The sequence below is a fragment of the Butyrivibrio sp. MC2021 genome (genome assembly GCF_000621605.1).
GTDB lineage: Bacteria > Bacillota > Clostridia > Lachnospirales > Lachnospiraceae > Butyrivibrio.
In genome coordinates this window covers 1-11509 of the sequence record NZ_JHXX01000026.1, presented here as the reverse complement: position 1 = coordinate 11509, position 11509 = coordinate 1, and the positions used below count along the sequence as shown (strand labels likewise).

Genomic DNA, 11509 nt, shown 5'->3' with positions numbered 1-11509 from the left:
TTATCTGTGAGGAACAGAAGAGTTTTTCTCTTATCAGCTTCATCAGTTTTGCGGCTTATCAGTCCGTTTTTTTCCATCCGCTCAAGCATGGTTGTAAGTGAAGTAATTGCAAGTCCGCTTTTCTCGGAAATAATTTTAATAGGAACACCATCTTCCTGCCATAAGACATAAAGAATCCTTCCCTGAGCTCCGTTAAATGCATCAATGTTTTTTTCTGCCAGTATCCTTTCAAATATACGATCACCCAGCTGTTTTATTTTTGTAACAAGAAATCCACCATTTGTCTTCATAATTAAATACTCCTATATCGTAGTTTTATACTACGATATAGGAGTATTTGTGTCAAGCACACATATCATAACTTCGGATTTTATGTTCTATCATTTCTTTTCTTCTTTCGAGATTAAATCTGTAAGTATGAAGGATTATTCATGACCTGCTAAATTGCGGATGTCACCGCAAATATCAGCACTGCGACCACCGTACTTGTTAATCCTACCAAAGCTTCAAATATTATAAGCTTCATCCGCTCCGAAATGTTCATGTTTACTGCACCGCCTGTAGCATGGAAGAAGGAACCGTGGGGCAGAGAATCTATCACTGTTGCTCCGGCATGAATCATAGCGCCGGCAGACAGAGCATTTACGCCTTCGGCAGTAAGGATCGAAGAGAAGGTCTGGGCTGCAACTGTTGCTCCTGCCGTGGTTGAGGCTGTTGCTCCGGCCATCAGGATACCTGCAATTGGAGCAAGCAGGAAAGCCGGCATATTAAAGATGTTCAGAATATTCACAACATCCTGCTGAAGGGCAGAGGCTTTGATGATTCCTGCAATGGTTCCGGTTCCAAGTAGCAGGATGGAAACACCTGTTACCTTTCCGAGACCGAATTCTGCAAAGGATCCAAACTTTTTGATATTACCTGTGGCAATGGTGCAGACAAGACCGCCGATTGGTAATGCGATCATAGGATCCACCGTAATATTTGCGATAGGCCTAAGCGCTAAAAGGATGATCACCACCAAAGGTCCCAGAATTGCTGTCAGGAATGAAGGCAGCTCCTTGGTTTCACCTTTTTCAAGATCGGATTCTAGCACCTTAAGCCCTTCTTTTTTTGAAAGAAGATTGGCAAGAATCACGGTTACGATTAGTGCGCAGATTGCCGGAATCGCGTTTTTCATCATAAGAGATGTCAGATCCACACCAAAAGATTCTGAGACTGCGATGGTGTTGGGATTAGGAGAAATAATGTTTCCGGCCTTTCCTCCTCCGATCATGGCAAGAAGAAGGGACTGCTTGTTGTAACCGGCCTCCTTACCTATAGCCAGAGCGATAGGCGCTACTGTAATAACTGAGATATCCACAAACACACCAACAGCGCAGATTACCATTGTTGCAACGGCAACGGCGAGGAGGGCTTTTTTTGCGCCAAGCTTTCCGACGATTCCCTGAGCAATCTTTTCCGCCGCACCGGTTTTTATCAGAGCACCGGCAAGGATTCCGGAAGTCATGATGCGCAGCACCGAAGTGATCATACTGCCGGCACCTGTCATCATCGTGCTTACTGTTAACCCAAGATTTCCCGCAGATCCCACAATACCACCGACAAGGGCGCCGAGGATCAGACTGTAAGCGGGATGGAATTTTTTAATTATAAGTATAATGGCAATTGCCATACCAATGATTGCACCGATGGTTGAAAAATCATACATGACTTGTTCCTCCTATATTTATGAGCATAAGCCGTATTACCTGTTCCGCAGCAGCAGCCAGATTGTTTTTGGCATTTGTATTGTCCATGGCTTCATCGAGTGTGGTTACACCTCTTACAATGGGAAAGAATGCGTCGATACCGTTTCGGTTGCACTCCACAGCCTGCTCAGTCACTCCACCTGCAAAGGCGATCACGGGCTTGCCGTATTTTTTTGCCAGCTTTGCCACACCAACAGGTGCCTTACCCATAGCTGTCTGGAAATCCAGCATGCCTTCCCCGGTCACCACAAGATCGGCGTCCTTGATATAATCCTCCAGCCTAGTCTCTTCAAGTACGATATTGATCCCGGACTGTAATTTTGCGTTTGTATAGGTTAAAAAAGCGAATCCAAGACCACCGGCTGCACCGGTGCCGGGATACTTCGGATCTGCATGGGGATATTTTTCCCTTGAAGCCGCAGCATAATAGCCGAGCCATTTATCCATATCCATGATCATGGAAGGAGTTGCCCCCTTCTGAGGACCATACACCGCACTGCAGCCGTCGGTTCCGCAGAGCGGATTCGTAACATCACAGGCTACCATGAACTCGCAATCCTTAAGCTCCGGGATTACATAGGTATCGGTGATGGTCTCAAGCTCCTTAAGGCCCTTGGCACCGAAAGGAATCTGCCTTCCGGCCTTATCCAGAAATCCGTAACCCAGTGCCTGCAGCATGCCTACGCCACCGTCATTTGTGGCGCTTCCGCCTATCCCTACGATAAAACGCCTACATCCTTTATTGATCGCATCTTTTATGACTTCCCCGACACCATAGGTTGTCGCATTTAGAGGGTTTAATTCATTTCTTGCCACCAGAGTTATGCCTGCGGCGCCGCTCATTTCCACCACAGCGGTCATGGTATCACGTATAATTCCGTAAGCGCAGCTCACCGGGCTTCCCAAAGGACCTGTCACAACAACCTCGTGTCGTTCTCCGTTCATTCCCTCGATCAGTGCTTCCACCGTTCCCTCACCTCCGTCGGCCAGCGGGCGGACTGCCACTTCCACAGTGCGGTTTGCTCTTTTAAAGCCCTCGGCTACTGCATAACCGGCTTCGATGGAGGACATGCTTCCTTTAAAAGAATCTATTGCTGTTACAACCTTCATGACGCTTTTCTCCTTTTTTCGATTAACTGTTCCAGTTCTGCTTCGTTATGAATGTATTATAGACAAAAGAATTTCATTATGATATGTTACACATAATATTAATTATATATTATTTAGCAAATAAATTGTCATCTATGACATTAGCTATGATTACAGCATCTGCAATCCGGAGGTTTTACCATGATCACATCAATTTCCAGGAATCTGGCGCAGCAGATTGTCGACAATATCCATGCTGTCTGCGGTTATCATGTCAACTTCATCAATACCAATGGGATGATCTATGCCTCCAGCGACCCGGATCGTCTGAACACATACCATGACATCGGAAGGGAGTCGGCACGAACCGGAGAAACCATTGAAGTGGAATCGGATGAGCAATTCCCGGGAACTCATAAGGGAATCAATATTCCGGTGTTCCACCATATGCGTGTGATCGCAGTGGTCGGTATTTCCGGCGAACCCTCAGAAGTTCGACGTTTTGCCAAGCTGGCTGAACGAATCGCGAGCCTGCTCCTTCATGAACAGGAATTAAATGCTGTCCATCGTACATTAGATGAAAAGAAGCAGTACATGATCCGCTCACTGATCTACAGCGAATTTGAAAACATTGACTATCTGCGGGAATGCTTCAGGGAGTTTAATATTGTTTGGGAACAAACCTACCGAATGGTACAGATCGAAGTAAACAGCCGCTATAATCCCGTGAATATTTCCTTACTTGAGCAGCAGGTGGAGGCTCTGTTCAGCTCAATGAGAAATGGTATTTATGTCTATAACTATCCGAAACTATTTATCGGCTTGGTTGAAGCGGAAGAATTTGATAAAAAGGAGTATATGTTTATTCGTTTCGCCGAAGAGCATGGGGAGATTGTGAAGACAGCAATCGGGAAGGCTGTAGAAGTTTATAAATGTAATGAATCCTATCAAAGCGCAGAGCATGCACTGAAAACGATCAAAGATAAGGAGCTTTACTATGTCAATTTCGATACACTGACATTGGAAATACTCTTTTCCGGTATTTCAAAGCAGCAATTTAGGGAATTCTCTGACAAAGTGCTTTCCACACTTTCAGGGGAAGACAGGAAATTTCTTGAGATCTATTATGAAAAAGAAATGTCGTTGGCCGCCACCGCAGATGAACTGTTTTTACATAAAAATACCGTACAGCAGCGACTTAACAGGATTAGCCAGAGTAGCGGGCTAAATCCCAGAAAATTTAGGGAGGCGGTGCTCTTTTACCTGGCGCTTCGTGATCAGGGATAAAAAGTCTTATCTTCTATATTGTTATGACAGAAAAAAGGGAAACGGAATATGAGAACACTATTTTATTGGGAACAGCCATACCTTTTACAATGATATGGCTGCCTTGTAGCTCCGGTCGGTGAGATCTTAAATTCCTTTAGACCATCATTTTTAGCGGAGTTGGAGAATAGCACCTGCTGAACCATCGCCTCCCGCAAACCGCGTATTGTATGCCAATTTTACCTTACTTCTTTTACCATCATATTGATAACTATAAGCAGTATGACTACCGAAATCCATATGGTTTTTATCCCAATGATTCCGGATATTACTCCGCCAAATCCTGCTCCTATAGCAAATATCAGAATGATTCCAAAGAAGTGAAATGATTTGTACAAAGATTGTTTGTTTTTGTCTCTAAGGTATTTAGAAAGGCTCTCTGTTCCACTTCTCAGATTTCCAATGCACATGGTACTTGCATATCCATATCCATGTACTTTTCTAAATGTTTGCACCTGCATGGCACATGAAAATGACACAATCATATTTGCTATCATATTCATATCCATGGGGAGAAGTCCGACAATGCTAAGCGCAATCATTTCAATTATTATGATAATCTGTCTCCAGTGGATTTTTTCAGCACATTTATACTCGTTTTCAATTCTCTCTGCTATAAAAATCCCAGCAGCAAACGAAAAAAGCGGACACATATAGTGTAACCCCTGCATAAAATTACCCTGCATCAGGTTCTGACTCATTAAAACAACATTGCCGGTCTGTGCATTGGCAAAGACTTTATCCCTCATATTATATGTATACGCATCCTGTAATCCTCCTGAAAAGGATAATAATGCACTTAATCGAAAACTCTCAGATGTCTGCATATTTCTCCTACATATTTTATTATCGCGGAATAGTTACTCATGAATGTAATTCTTTTATTTCATGAGTTTACGGATCGTCTTCAATAATTCGTCCACGATTTCTTCATCGTCATTTTTTATGCCGTCCGTAACGCATCCTTTCAGGTGATATCCAAGAAGTTCCTGATTAAAGCCGTCTATTGCTGAGGCTGCAGACATGGACTGTTGAAGGATGTCGTTGCAATATACGTCATCCTCGATCATTTTTTCCAGGCCACGTATCTGCCCTTCCAGACGTTTCAACCGGTTGGTCAGAGCCTTTTTCTGTGCTGCTGTTCTGACTGTCTTTTTATGTGCCATAAGTAATCTCCCTATTATTCATATGTTGACTAATAGTATCATATCCCGGCTATTTATTGTACAGAAACAACCTTATAGCCAAGATCTTCTATCTCCTTTTTATCTCATCCCATGTGCTTCCCTGAGCAAGCAGTGTGTGATCAACCATCTTTAGTATTTCTTCAAGTTTCATTCGAGTATCCTCCATTCTTCGACCTAAGGGTGGTACCGCTTGCGGTGGATTCCCTAGGTCCATCCAAAAATTTCATAGTCTTTTTGGTTCATAATTTGACAATAAATACGGGACGACAAAATAGTCCCCCCTACCATTTGCAATATATACTAGGGGGGAGTATTTGTCAACGCCTATTTTTCTTTTACCATATTCCCATTACATGCTGCATCAAAAGGCTGACAACTGTTATTCCGATCCAGCAACAGCCGCCAAGCAAAATCGGCTTCCCACCTGATTTAATTAGTTTGATTATGTTACTGTTCAAGCCAATAGCAGCCATGGCCATTATTATAAAGAACTTGCTAAGTTCCTTAAGTGGCTTAAAAACATAAGAAGGGACACCTGCTCTCAAGCAAATAGTTGTGATAATTGAAGCAATCACAAAGAAGACTATGAACATCGGAAATGCTCTTCTAAAGCTAAAGCCATTTGTCGAACTTCCATCCTTTTTTGCTTCCCTTGCCCTCAGATACGCAAGTACCAGTGTAATAGGTATGATAGCCAGTGTTCTTGTAAGCTTGACCGTAACTGCCTTATCAAGAGTCTGACTCCCCAGGTTCCACATACTATCCCAGGTTGATGCAGCTGCGGTGACGGAAGAAGTATCATTAACTGCAGTTCCCGCAAAAATACCGAAAGCCTCTCCTGTTGTGATATCAAAACCTATAAGCTTTCCCAGCGAAGGAAAAAGAAGTGCTGCCAGCACGTTAAAGAAAAATATCACAGAAATTGCCTGTGCCACTTCATCATCATCCGCATCAATGACAGGAGCCGTAGCTGCAATTGCTGAGCCGCCGCATATTGATGAGCCAACTCCGATAAGAGTAGCTGTGTTTCCTTTGATATTCATAACCTTATGAAGAATCCATGATAGGATAAGCGATGTTGAAATCGTGCAGATAATTATAGGAAGTGACTGTTTCCCGGTCTGAAGAACGACCGAAAGATTCATACCAAATCCAAGGAGGACAACAGCCTCCTGCAGAATTATCTTTGATGTAAACTTTATTCCATCAGCCGCCTTCCCCTTGTCATTCCAGAACAGGGCTATTATCATGCCCAGAATGATTGCAATCACCGCTCCGCCAACGACAGGGAAGCGCTTTCCCAGGAGCCATGAAGGAACTGCAATAGTGAAGCATACTATTACTCCCATGTAATTCTTTTTCAAAAAATCCATCTCAAGACCTCTCTCTCTTTTTAATCTGTTCTTTCGCAGGTCTTATTCTATTCTGTCTTTTGAAAAAGATAAAATTATATATTATTATATATCCATAAACATTTCTTATCGTTAGGGAGGACTGATTATGCTGGATTTCAGGATAGATACCTTTCTATGTGTTTGCAGGCACCTCAATTTCACCAAGGCGTCTAAGGAGCTGAATATTACTCAGCCCGCTGTTTCTCAGCACATACATCATCTTGAAAATGAATACGGGACAAAGCTGTTTACTCAGGATGGAAAAAAACTTTTTCTAACTGATAACGGAAAACTCCTGTATAAAAAAATGAATCAGATAAAAAATGATGATGAAAGTCTCAAAGAAATACTTTCAAAGAATAACCATGGCTTAAAAGACATCTCTTTTGGTGTCACCATGACCATAGGAGAATACATAATTGCTGATCCGATCAGTGATTACATAAAAAATCACCCGGATACTAATCTTATGATTACATTTGGCAACACATCGGAGCTTCTTAAAAAACTCTCCGACGGTGTTATAGATTTTGCACTTGTAGAAGGATATTTCCCTGAAAATGATTATGAAACGCTGCTTTTTAGCAAAGAAGAGTTCGTTCCTGTCTGTTCGGCAAAGCACTCTTTCAATCAGAAGCCACGCGTGATAAAAGATCTCTTTCCCGAGCGAATTCTTATAAGAGAACCCGGTTCAGGAACGCGCAATATATTGGAAAGAGCTCTTGCCCTGAACAATTACTCCACAAGTGATTTTAGGAATTTTACCCAGGTGGAGAACATGCATGCCATAATAAGCCTTATTGAAAAAGATTGTGGCATCACCTTTTTATATAAAGCAGCGGTTGCATCAGGACTGCAGTCCGGATATCTGAAAACAATCCCCCTTGACGACTTTAGGGTAAAACATGATTTTACCTTCATCTGGCCCAAAGATACTGTTTTCAGTGAAGAGATCCGTGCAATATGTGAGGAAATACAACCTATAACTCATTCTGCATGAAGTTCATGTTCTTTTTCATAAAGCTTGTTATCCTGCCGTCTCATGAAAATCATCCGGGACAGAAAAAGAATCAAGCTACTTCCTACAAAAATCTGAATCGGATATGTGATTAGTACGCTTTCAGATATTATCATGCTCAGCATGGTAATAGCGCCAACCGGTGGCATATTGCTTATGATATTTAATACGTATGCTACCTATATCGTCAACTCTATTTGATTGCCTTCAATTCCTATGATACAACTTTCATAGTATCCGTCACCTGTGGTTCGCGGACCACTTATGACCTCATAGCCGTCCTGTTTCAATCGTTCCGTAAGCTCATCTACTTTTTCTTTGCTTCCTACAGAAAATGCAAGATGAACATATCCTGAACGGTTAAGAGTCTTCTCTGAATCATCCATTTGGGGCTTGTTCATTATCTCAATCCTTGCTCCATCATCAAATGATACGAAAAAGGATCTGAAATCCGTAGAGGCATTGTGGTATCCAGCATTTGAAGTCCCACCCAGATATTTTACAAAGAAATCCCTGACCTCTTCAAGGTTATTTACATACATCGCTATGTGTTCAATTTTCATGATCTCTTGATTGTTCATAGTCTCTCCATCATTCCAATTGCTTCGTCCAAAGAAACACAATCCGCAAATCTATTAGGCCACATCATTTCATTGTAGTACTTGTACGTTGTCTCCGCATCCATGTAGTCATTATCAACAGTAGAGTTGGTGCCCTTTGGAATAATTACTCTATAGCCTCTTTCAAAAGCTGATTTCACAGAAGCATCAATGCAGAAATTAGTCTGAAGTCCCACTATCATCAGCGCTTTGACTTTCTGTTTATCTAGATACTCGACAAGTCCTTTATTCCCAAAGCAACTATTTATTTCTTTTACAAATATCTTTTCTAAAGGCTTCGGAGCCACCTGATCAGCTATTTCAAAATCTACATCGCCATCAGAAAAGCCTGTCCCTGGTCCATCATCATGTTGAACGTAAATAACCTCAACGCCATTCTTCCTTGGAGCATCAATAATACTTCTCTGACTGGCTTTATAAGATTCTCTTTTTCATAAAACCTTATCGTTGCTCTGGGAACTTCTAACAGCTGCTCCACTTCTTTAATTGTCATACATGCACCTCCATTTTCAATTCATGAAGCAACTGTAGGCTATAAACAATGTTTACAGTCAACAACTTTTTTTAAAAAAACATGTGATTTCTTCTGCCGCAAATGATTACACGTGTTATTTAAGAAAACAAAGACTCTACCATTATACTGAATAGAAAATTTGCACACAATCATTATCGACTGTGTGCAAATAAGCTCGCAAAAACCAATCATGCTGATATTCGATGGTTTTTATTCTCATCAAATGGTCTGTGGATTCTCTTATATACCAGAACCAGCTTTGCTCCTTCACGAGCAAGAGCAAGCGCCGTCGTTGCACCAATCCCATAAGGATTATTCATCCCTGTAATCAGCGCCACTTTATCCTTTAATCCATATTCAACCATCTATCTCCCTCCACAAATCCCGTATTTTCACTTCCTGGCGAGGACAATCGGCTGATAAAAGCCTGTCCCCTCTGGGAATTTCCAATCTACCTCACTGCTTATACTATAAACGCAAAACTTCAAAAAAACAGCAGTTTTGTGTTTTGCGTGTATAACAAACAGCCCTCCCCAACCATATCAGTGATAAGAATTATTCTATCCTGATACAGCTGAGAAGGGCTTCCTGCATCGATGCTTCATGCGGTTGTTCCAGATCTCCATTTCAGCACAGGCTGTTGCGTCCGGACGCTGTGTGTGGATCAGCAGTATCTCCGGGAAGTCATACCTGTATAGCGCTGCCTCTTTATTAACACTTTTGTTATACGAAAACATAAACGATGTTATCGTTCAAAAAAATGTTATTAATTCGGTCTGCTGTCGTAACTTTAGTATTATCTCTCCCCGTGTGTTCCGCCATTCAGTACAATGAATGTACGACATGTTTGTTATCTGGAATGCTCTGCCTCATCGTAAAATCTTTTCCATCGTTTTTCCTTTTGCCAGTTCATCGACGAGCTTGTCGAGCTGCCGAATCTTTTTCATCAAGGGATCATCAATTGTCTCCACCTGAACACCGCAGATTTTGCCTTTAATAAGTTCGGCACGGGGGTTGTAAGAAGGTGCATCGGTGAAAAATGTACCATAGGTAATCTCAGAGCCAAGGGCAGCGTCTATCTGTTCCGAGGTATAGCCCGTGAGCCACGCAGTTACTTCGTAAACCTCAGCACGGGTCCTGCTTTTCCTCTCAGCCTTTTGGATTAACAGGGGGAACACGTTCGAAAACTTCATATCGAATATAGACTGCCGTGGCATATGGTTTCTCCTTTCCAAAGTTGTCTTCCTGAAAAAACTGGAATTTATAGTGCCTTTCCACCAGACACTTTGATTACCTGACCTGTAATCATTCTTGCCAGCTTGCTTGCCAAGAACAAAATCGTTTCGGCAATATCATCTGGTTGAATTAACTTTCCCATTGGAATTAACGGAATGACTACCTTTTCAAAATCTTCATCAATCCATCCTGTTTGTGTAGGACCAGGTGAAACGCAATTCACAGTAATTCCATACGGCGCGACCTCAAGAGCAATACTACGGGTAAGTGCCTCTAAGGTTGCTTTGCTTGCTCCATAAGTAATCTGACCTGCGAAAATTTGCGCTGCATCAGTAGAGATGTTGATGATTCTTCCATAATCACCGCGATGTTTAACAAATTCTCGAATCATCAAAATACTCCCACGAACATTGACCGCAAAAGTATCATCAATCACAGTTTGCGTAATCGTTTCAATCGTATCATAGCCAGTTTCGTCATCTGTTGCGGCATTATTAAGCAAAATATCAACTCGACCATATTTTTCAAGGACTGTAGAATAGATTTCTTTTACTGCATCCTCATTTGAAATATCGCTTTCTAAGACAAGATACTCCGCATCCATTTCCTTGAGTTTGCTTTCTACCACCTCTGCCGTTCCCGCATTTGCTCCGTAGTATCTGTCTACACCATTTTTATCCATCTTGGATGCATCAAACGTCCTGAAGATTTTTTTATATACTAAGACAACCTTTGCTCCTTCACGAGCAAAAGCCAATGCTGTCGTTGCTCCAATTCCCCACGGATTATTTGCTCCTGTAATAATAGCTACTCTATCATTTAGTCCATAATCAACCATATCGTTCACCTCTGCAAATCCCGATTTGTCGTTCTGCATTGTTTTCCGGGAGAACTTGCTAACACTTCAGCCAGACCAATCTCATTTGTCACAAGTAGTTTACTCATGTATTTCCAAAGGAAGCCCGTCCGGGTCACGGAAAAACGTCATTTTTTCACCCGTGAAAGCATCCCGTCGTATCGGTTCACAAGGGATACCCATAGACTCCAATTCTGCGACGGTCTCATCTACACTATCTACACGAAAAGCAAGATGACGCAATCCGTAAGCTTCGGGAGAAGGACGGAGTGGATGATCCTTCATAATAAAAAGTTCAATTTCGCTGTCATCGAGCTTAAGGTCAATCTTCCAATCATCCCGTTCCGGTCTATAGTTCTCTCGCAGAATTCGAAAGCCAAGCTTATTATGGTAAAAGTTCAGAGCAGTGTCTTTGTCGGAACAAATCACCGCAATATGATGAATGCGATTTAATTTCATGAGGCGCCTCCTGTTTTAACCAGAAAAACCGATTTGCTTATTTCATTATCCTGGAATATTAT

At 42.0% G+C, this 11509-nt stretch carries 16 protein-coding genes; 2 read left to right on the top strand and 14 right to left on the bottom strand.

Translation table 11 applies throughout. From position 1 onward, the window contains the following. From T359_RS0117255 to T359_RS0117245, 3 genes are all read right to left on the bottom strand, one after another. A partial coding sequence (locus T359_RS0117255) for a MarR family transcriptional regulator (RefSeq protein ID WP_026518482.1) occupies positions 1-290 on the bottom strand: 290 nt, incomplete at its 3' end. Positions 291-439: 149 nt separating this feature from the next. Beyond that, positions 440-1708: a GntP family permease gene (locus T359_RS0117250; protein ID WP_022779920.1), complete on the bottom strand. Its 1269-nt coding sequence runs from the start codon at positions 1706-1708 to the stop codon at positions 440-442. Beyond that, a complete protein-coding gene (locus tag T359_RS0117245; protein ID WP_026518481.1) occupies positions 1701-2858 on the bottom strand; it encodes a glycerate kinase family protein in 1158 nt (385 codons plus the stop codon). Before T359_RS0117245 ends, T359_RS0117250 begins: the two co-directional genes overlap by 8 nt. A gap of 180 nt (positions 2859-3038) precedes the next feature. Between T359_RS0117245 and T359_RS0117240 the strand changes: the two genes are divergently transcribed. Next, positions 3039-4124 (top strand): CdaR family transcriptional regulator, encoded by a 1086-nt coding sequence (locus T359_RS0117240; RefSeq protein WP_026518480.1) that lies wholly within the window; start codon positions 3039-3041, stop codon positions 4122-4124. A 218-nt stretch (positions 4125-4342) separates the two neighbouring features. Here the strand turns inward: T359_RS0117240 and T359_RS0117235 are convergent, their stop codons facing one another. The 3 genes from T359_RS0117235 to T359_RS0117220 form a co-directional block, all read right to left on the bottom strand. Next, a complete protein-coding gene (locus T359_RS0117235) occupies positions 4343-4990 on the bottom strand; it encodes a YoaK family protein (RefSeq protein ID WP_035773381.1) in 648 nt (215 codons plus the stop codon). A gap of 54 nt (positions 4991-5044) precedes the next feature. Further along, a complete protein-coding gene (locus tag T359_RS0117230) occupies positions 5045-5329 on the bottom strand; it encodes a metal-sensing transcriptional repressor (protein WP_022762007.1) in 285 nt (94 codons plus the stop codon). 356 nt (positions 5330-5685) lie between these two features. Then, positions 5686-6723: a YeiH family protein gene (locus tag T359_RS0117220; protein WP_026496659.1), complete on the bottom strand. Its 1038-nt coding sequence runs from the start codon at positions 6721-6723 to the stop codon at positions 5686-5688. A gap of 127 nt (positions 6724-6850) precedes the next feature. Between T359_RS0117220 and T359_RS0117215 the strand changes: the two genes are divergently transcribed. Further along, complete coding sequence (locus T359_RS0117215; RefSeq protein WP_026499096.1) at positions 6851-7744, top strand: LysR family transcriptional regulator; 894 nt, start codon at positions 6851-6853, stop codon at positions 7742-7744. A 197-nt stretch (positions 7745-7941) separates the two neighbouring features. Here the strand turns inward: T359_RS0117215 and T359_RS0117210 are convergent, their stop codons facing one another. The 8 genes from T359_RS0117210 to gloA2 form a co-directional block, all read right to left on the bottom strand. Continuing rightward, complete coding sequence (locus T359_RS0117210) at positions 7942-8325, bottom strand: VOC family protein (protein ID WP_026518479.1); 384 nt, start codon at positions 8323-8325, stop codon at positions 7942-7944. A gap of 14 nt (positions 8326-8339) precedes the next feature. Continuing rightward, a complete protein-coding gene (locus T359_RS20925; protein ID WP_242839122.1) occupies positions 8340-8744 on the bottom strand; it encodes an isochorismatase family protein in 405 nt (134 codons plus the stop codon). Next, complete coding sequence (locus T359_RS22295) at positions 8690-8875, bottom strand: MerR family DNA-binding transcriptional regulator (protein ID WP_026518478.1); 186 nt, start codon at positions 8873-8875, stop codon at positions 8690-8692. Before T359_RS22295 ends, T359_RS20925 begins: the two co-directional genes overlap by 55 nt. 209 nt (positions 8876-9084) lie before the next feature. Then, positions 9085-9261 (bottom strand): hypothetical protein, encoded by a 177-nt coding sequence (locus T359_RS22890; protein WP_197027118.1) that lies wholly within the window; start codon positions 9259-9261, stop codon positions 9085-9087. Positions 9262-9456: 195 nt separating this feature from the next. Continuing rightward, positions 9457-9633, bottom strand: a complete 177-nt coding sequence (locus tag T359_RS22630) for a hypothetical protein (protein WP_155840165.1) — start codon at positions 9631-9633, stop codon at positions 9457-9459. A gap of 132 nt (positions 9634-9765) precedes the next feature. After that, a complete protein-coding gene (locus T359_RS0117190; RefSeq protein ID WP_026518477.1) occupies positions 9766-10113 on the bottom strand; it encodes a DUF2200 domain-containing protein in 348 nt (115 codons plus the stop codon). A gap of 44 nt (positions 10114-10157) precedes the next feature. Next, a complete protein-coding gene (locus T359_RS0117185) occupies positions 10158-10970 on the bottom strand; it encodes an SDR family NAD(P)-dependent oxidoreductase (protein WP_026518476.1) in 813 nt (270 codons plus the stop codon). Between the two features lie 99 nt (positions 10971-11069). Further along, positions 11070-11447 (bottom strand): SMU1112c/YaeR family gloxylase I-like metalloprotein, encoded by a 378-nt coding sequence (gene gloA2 / locus T359_RS0117180; protein WP_022767537.1) that lies wholly within the window; start codon positions 11445-11447, stop codon positions 11070-11072. Positions 11448-11509 lie beyond the last annotated feature (62 nt).

Excerpts from the sequence above, each read along its gene's own strand:
- T359_RS0117250 (WP_022779920.1), bottom strand. The coding sequence starts at position 1,708 with ATGTATGATTTTTCAACCATCGGTGCAATCATTGGTATGGCAATTGCC.
- T359_RS0117245 (WP_026518481.1), bottom strand. The coding sequence starts at position 2,858 with ATGAAGGTTGTAACAGCAATAGATTCTTTTAAAGGAAGCATGTCCTCC.
- T359_RS0117240 (WP_026518480.1), top strand. The coding sequence starts at position 3,039 with ATGATCACATCAATTTCCAGGAATCTGGCGCAGCAGATTGTCGACAAT.
- T359_RS0117235 (WP_035773381.1), bottom strand. The coding sequence starts at position 4,990 with ATGCAGACATCTGAGAGTTTTCGATTAAGTGCATTATTATCCTTTTCA.
- T359_RS0117230 (WP_022762007.1), bottom strand. The coding sequence starts at position 5,329 with ATGGCACATAAAAAGACAGTCAGAACAGCAGCACAGAAAAAGGCTCTG.
- T359_RS0117220 (WP_026496659.1), bottom strand. The coding sequence starts at position 6,723 with ATGGATTTTTTGAAAAAGAATTACATGGGAGTAATAGTATGCTTCACT.
- T359_RS0117215 (WP_026499096.1), top strand. The coding sequence starts at position 6,851 with ATGCTGGATTTCAGGATAGATACCTTTCTATGTGTTTGCAGGCACCTC.
- T359_RS0117210 (WP_026518479.1), bottom strand. The coding sequence starts at position 8,325 with ATGAAAATTGAACACATAGCGATGTATGTAAATAACCTTGAAGAGGTC.
- T359_RS22295 (WP_026518478.1), bottom strand. The coding sequence starts at position 8,875 with ATGACAATTAAAGAAGTGGAGCAGCTGTTAGAAGTTCCCAGAGCAACG.
- T359_RS22890 (WP_197027118.1), bottom strand. The coding sequence starts at position 9,261 with ATGGTTGAATATGGATTAAAGGATAAAGTGGCGCTGATTACAGGGATG.
- T359_RS22630 (WP_155840165.1), bottom strand. The coding sequence starts at position 9,633 with ATGTTTTCGTATAACAAAAGTGTTAATAAAGAGGCAGCGCTATACAGG.
- T359_RS0117190 (WP_026518477.1), bottom strand. The coding sequence starts at position 10,113 with ATGCCACGGCAGTCTATATTCGATATGAAGTTTTCGAACGTGTTCCCC.
- T359_RS0117185 (WP_026518476.1), bottom strand. The coding sequence starts at position 10,970 with ATGGTTGATTATGGACTAAATGATAGAGTAGCTATTATTACAGGAGCA.
- gloA2 (WP_022767537.1), bottom strand. The coding sequence starts at position 11,447 with ATGAAATTAAATCGCATTCATCATATTGCGGTGATTTGTTCCGACAAA.